The following is a 394-nucleotide window of genomic DNA, read 5'->3' on the forward strand; positions in this document are numbered from 1 at the left end:
GTGATTCCATCTTTTTCATAGGCATCCCTACGTTTTGCCAGGTAATGGTTATATACAAAACGAGTACAGCCAAAAGTCTTGGCCAATAATATTCTTTGTTCTCTATTTGGATACATACGATACTTGAATGCCTTTTCCATGATGATTTCTCCTTATTGATTCGCTATTTTCTTTTTTGACTTCTTATATAATCTATAATCTGTTCTTCTGTATTTTCAGAAACTGTAGCTACAAAATAAGAAGGATTCCATAGATGTCCACCCCATAACTTGGATCTTAGATCATCCCCAAACTCTTTCATCAAGAGTCTGGCTGATACACCCTTCATAGCTTTTATAATATTTGGAATGTAATGCTGCGGCGTACAATTGATCAGCATATGGATATGATCCTC

The 394-nt window shown here is 35.5% G+C and carries 2 protein-coding genes; both read right to left on the minus strand.

Features of this window, described 5'->3' with window-relative positions; all coding sequences use genetic code 11:
• Positions 1 to 140 (minus strand): helix-turn-helix domain-containing protein (locus KTQ83_RS12800; protein ID WP_217256975.1); only part of this gene is annotated, 140 nt, incomplete at its 3' end.
• A 23-nt stretch (positions 141 to 163) separates the two neighbouring features.
• Positions 164 to 394 (minus strand): IS200/IS605 family transposase (tnpA, locus tag KTQ83_RS12075; protein WP_217256974.1); only part of this gene is annotated, 231 nt, incomplete at its 5' end.

The organism is Holdemanella porci, assembly GCF_019052655.1.
GTDB classification, from domain to species: Bacteria; Bacillota_I; Bacilli_A; order Erysipelotrichales; family Erysipelotrichaceae; genus Holdemanella; species Holdemanella hominis.